Here is a 4,679-nt window from a genome sequence, read left to right on the forward strand (position 1 = left end):
CTTTGCCACATACATCTACGACTACAAGTTTGATGACCTATCGGTTATTGCCTATAACGAGCTGTTGAAGAATATCGACAAGTACAAGGTAAAGCCGAGTTTCTATGTCATCAACTTTGACGACCCGCGTCGCTCACACCGCTGTAATCCTATCAACCCTAAGTTTATGGTTGATATCAGCGATGCCTATGAGAGTGCGTACACGATAATGTTGAACCTTAACAAGACATGGATTCAGAAGCTGGGCGACTTCTTTGTGGAATCTCCGATTATCCTTTTGGCTGCGATTATCTGGTATCTGAGAATCTACAAGGAGGGTAAGTATTGTACCTTCCCACATACGATTGAGTTCCTAAACAAACCGTATGCGGATATCTTTACTATTCTGACATCTTATCCTTCATTGGAAAACTACCTATCTCCATTTATGGACGCATGGAAAGGTGGAGCCCAAGATCAGCTCCAAGGCCAGATAGCAAGTGCCAAAATTCCGCTTTCGAGAATGATTTCTCCGCAGCTCTATTGGGTGATGACGGGCGATGACTTTACCCTCGACTTGAACAATCCCAATGAGCCGAAGATACTCTGCGTAGGCAACAATCCCGACCGTCAGAATATCTACTCTGCGGCACTCGGACTATACAACAGCCGTATCGTGAAGTTGGTAAACAAGAAGGGTCAGTTGAAGAGTTCTATTATCATTGACGAGTTGCCGACAATCTATTTTCGTGGTATCGACAACCTCATTGCTACTGCACGAAGCAATAAGGTAGCAGTTTGTCTCGGTTTTCAGGACTACTCGCAGTTGGCTCGTGACTATGGCGACAAGGAGGCGAAGGTTATCCAAAATACGGTGGGTAATATCTTCAGCGGACAGGTGGTAGGTGAAACAGCCAAAAACCTTTCGGAGCGTTTCGGCAAGATACTCCAGCAGCGTCAGTCGGTATCTATCAACCGTCAGGACACATCAACCTCTATCAACACGCAGTTGGACTTCCTTATCCCTGCCTCAAAGATTTCCAACCTCTCGCAAGGTACATTCGTGGGTAGCGTGGCGGATAACTTCGGCGAGGAGATTGACCAAAAGATTTTCCACTCACGCATCATCGTGGATAGTGCAAAGGTCAATGCCGAGATAAAGGCATACAAGAAGATTCCTATCGTAAACGAGTTCAAGGACGAGAACGGAAATGACATTATGCAGGAGCAGATAGAGCGTAACTATTCTCGTATCAAAGACGAGGTTGAGCAGATAGTTCAAGATGAGATGGAGCGTATAAAGGCTGATCCTGAATTGCGTAAACGATTGTTACCAGACGAGAAGGACGAAGAGGATAACGATTAGAATCTGTATCCTATTTCTTACCGCAAAGGTTGTCCCGTGCCTTTCGGATTGAGCAAGGTCAAGCCCTGTGGGTGTCGTGGAAAAATCATCCTCGCCCCACGGGGCTTGCGGTATTTTTCCCGCCAACCTTGCACAATCCTGCCCGGAACAGTCAAGGCGGTAAAGAAATAGAATACAGTGCTTCGCCTGTAATATGTATAACTTATATAATGATTGACTATGATTAGAATGACATTATCAGAGTATCTCCGTGTGCCAAAAGATTATCGCGGAGTATGGACCAACGAAAGATGGGATATCCCCAATTGGGCCGATATTAGAGAGAAACATTTAGGCAAGCGTACACTAATGACAAACATCAATGGTGGCACTTGTTTGGTCGTGGAAGGTATGGGATTGGAGATTATTGATGACTCCGATTGGAAGAAACCCGATGCAGTCAGAAAAGAGATAAGTCGCCAATGCTTGAAGTTCTTTACAGAGCGAGGTATCGAGCCTCACTATGCCGATTGCCTTATCCGCTATAATGACAACTACGATACCGTTGAAGTGCGTATTGCTATAGGAATGGATGCAGAAACCGAAAAGGATGATGACATTTTCTTCTATTGCGACACGCTGGAAGATATGAAGTCACTTGCAGAGAATAGTAGTGAAGACTTTTACATTGCCGATTGCTACGGCTTCGGAGTATATGAAGATTTATTATAAACCCCTTAAAACATATCGAGTATGAAGATTTTATGTCAAGAGCGTTATGACAAGGCTATTGCCTACGCAAAGGAAATCAAGAACGACACGCTGCAAAAATGTATTGACCGTTTGAAACAATGGGAACAGAACCCGAATTGTCCGTGTGAGATTGAACTCTACTATGACTCTGCACCTCACTCATTCGGTTTCCGACAGGTATATCCCGATGGAAGAACGGGCATTGTAGGAGGTTTGCTTTACCACGGACAGCCCGACCAATCGTTTGCTGTATTGATGAATCCTATTCACGGGTGGACTATACACACATAGATAACACCAATTACTTAAATTGATAAAGCCAACTTAGGTCTGCCCATGTGCAGATTTAAGTTGGCTTTAATTTTTCTATTCATTATTTGGGATAACATCTTTTAACCCCCATGTATACCATATTTGACCAAAATAACATTGATGAATATCTTCCTCCCTTACTCGTTCCCATGGAGCATATCTACATGAATCTCCATCCGTGGTTAAGTCCTTTTGTCCTGTTGTAAGAAAATCTTTATGACACCAGTCCATCAATTGACACTTATAAGTGTTATGTTCAAGGACATTACGATTCATTATTGAATATATCTGGCTTATAACATTAAAGACTGGAGGATGTACATTATCTTTAATATTATTATTTCTGATGTAAACCATGTTGTTCTGATTATTCATAATTACAGGGCATCCTATTTCATTAAGAACATCTATAAACGCTTTATTATTCCTGATATCTCCTCCCCGTGCAATTTCAAGCATGAAATATGGATTCTTCATTCTTATTGCATAAGCAGCTTCCAACATTTGAGTTGTCCATGTTATCATAGAATCATAGTTTGCAGTAAAATATCCACTCATTTGATTTACTGCATCGTCTTTTCGGATTTTCAACAAATGTTCAATTGTAAGGTTTTGAGGAACACCTGTTTCTTGCAATAATTGAGGACTTACCATGATATTATATACTCCTTCAGGAGTTAAATTCTCATACTTTTTTAAAATATTTAATCCATAATATAAAGCCCTGCCAGGAAATGAATGCATAAGGCAAGCATCACATAAGGCAATTACATTTAAAGGATCTTGAGAAAATCCTGGCATTAAATAATCACATACATAATTTACAACTCTATACGGAAAATCTGATGGAGATTCAATGACATTGTTATATATAGTATTTTCTATCATGTAAGCCATTGTTTCTGAGATACAATGTTCACCTACATGGTACGAATATGTATTACCATTCGTAGCCTTAATCTCAATTACTAATTGTAAATCTGCTTCAATATATTTCCAGTCTATAGTTGTTCCTGCTTTCTCAAGATGTACCCCTAATGTTTCTTGCCATACAATGGGATTGCCGTATGAATCCTTCAAAGTTCCACTCCCTGTGCAAATCTTTTTTAATTGAGCATTAGGTAATAAATTTTTTCCATCCTCAATAACGGGGATACAAGGAACTTTTAATACACCTTGTTTTGTTATATTGGTCGCCCATTTCATATAATCAACAACAACACATATATTGACAAGACCAGAAACAGATGTTATATCTTGTAAGAGATGTATATATTCATGAAGAAATAAAGCTTCCGATCTTTCGGATACTCCTTTTGCCGTCATTATATCTTCAAAATTCTCATTAGAATCAATATTCATCGTTAAAAATGAAGGAGTATAGTATCCACCCTTCGCTTCTCTATTATATCTTTTCATACCACTTAATATTTTAACTGATACAAAATTACTCCGTTTTTTACGAATGCAAGACAGATAGGGCTACAAAAAGTGTATGTAGCGTGAAAATCCCGCTTCACTCGCAAAGTCCCTTCAAGAAGTTAACTCGGAGGGACAATACCTCCACGTTCGAGCCGAGGGTTTTCGGGCAAAAAATTCTCTGCGATAATTTTTCACCCGAAAAAACGCTCCGGTATCGCCGTCCGAGTTGAGACAGAGGTTGGGACTTAGCAAGCGAAGCGACCTACGACGCATAGTACATCAGGTCAAAATCCATTGCGGTAAGATATGCCGCATATCTATTCTCAACCTGACTGCTATATCTATAATTTCATTATAAGGTCTATCAACCACCGCCATCTTTTTAGTGCCCGATTTTTTAAGTGGGGACAAAAGCAGCTCAGCTCTCAACTCTGCATATTACAAAAGTTATTTTTTTCGGTCATACCACCGCTTTTTTCTCGTACATTTTTTTGCCTTCGTTTTTCGCTCTTTTCACCCTCGTTTTAGTGTGGAGCATTTTCCCTCTTTTCACCCTTGTTTTGCCCTTTTTCGTGTCTTCGCTTTCCTGCCTGCTATGACAAGTGATGACACCTTATGACTTGTATAGTCTAACGACTTAAATGTCAATGTTTTATCAAATTTTGCTATATATATTTGCGGTGACAACATTAGTTATTAACGCTAAAAACTCACAGTTATGGCAAAGAAAAATGTAAGGGATGACCCCTCAAAAACACAAGTCACCGAGAACCCGCAGATGAGCGACATCGTGCTGGTTTTAGACAAAATGGAACTGCTCATTCAAGCGGTATCCGAAATCAACAAGAACGGCAAATATTCCACCGTT

General features: G+C 40.3%; 4 protein-coding genes. 3 read left to right on the top strand and 1 reads right to left on the bottom strand.

Annotation, left to right across the window (positions count from 1 at the left end; genetic code table 11):
* The 3 genes from NW211_RS13535 to NW211_RS13545 form a co-directional block, all read left to right on the top strand.
* Positions 1-1,345 (top strand): TraM recognition domain-containing protein (locus tag NW211_RS13535; protein ID WP_258328229.1); only part of this gene is annotated, 1,345 nt, incomplete at its 5' end.
* A gap of 219 nt (positions 1,346-1,564) precedes the next feature.
* The gene (locus tag NW211_RS13540) at positions 1,565-2,056 is read left to right on the top strand and encodes a hypothetical protein (protein WP_258328230.1); all 492 of its coding nucleotides are present in this window, start codon (positions 1,565-1,567) and stop codon (positions 2,054-2,056) included.
* Positions 2,057-2,077: 21 nt separating this feature from the next.
* On the top strand, positions 2,078-2,368 hold the full coding sequence (locus NW211_RS13545) for a DUF4120 domain-containing protein (protein WP_258328231.1): 291 nt from the start codon (positions 2,078-2,080) through the stop codon (positions 2,366-2,368).
* Between the two features lie 75 nt (positions 2,369-2,443).
* Here the strand turns inward: NW211_RS13545 and NW211_RS13550 are convergent, their stop codons facing one another.
* Complete coding sequence (locus tag NW211_RS13550) at positions 2,444-3,808, bottom strand: hypothetical protein (protein WP_258328232.1); 1,365 nt, start codon at positions 3,806-3,808, stop codon at positions 2,444-2,446.
* Positions 3,809-4,679: the final 871 nt, after the last annotated feature.

It is taken from the genome of Barnesiella sp. ET7, from assembly GCF_024733785.1.
Lineage (GTDB): Bacteria > Bacteroidota > Bacteroidia > Bacteroidales > Barnesiellaceae > Barnesiella > Barnesiella merdigallinarum.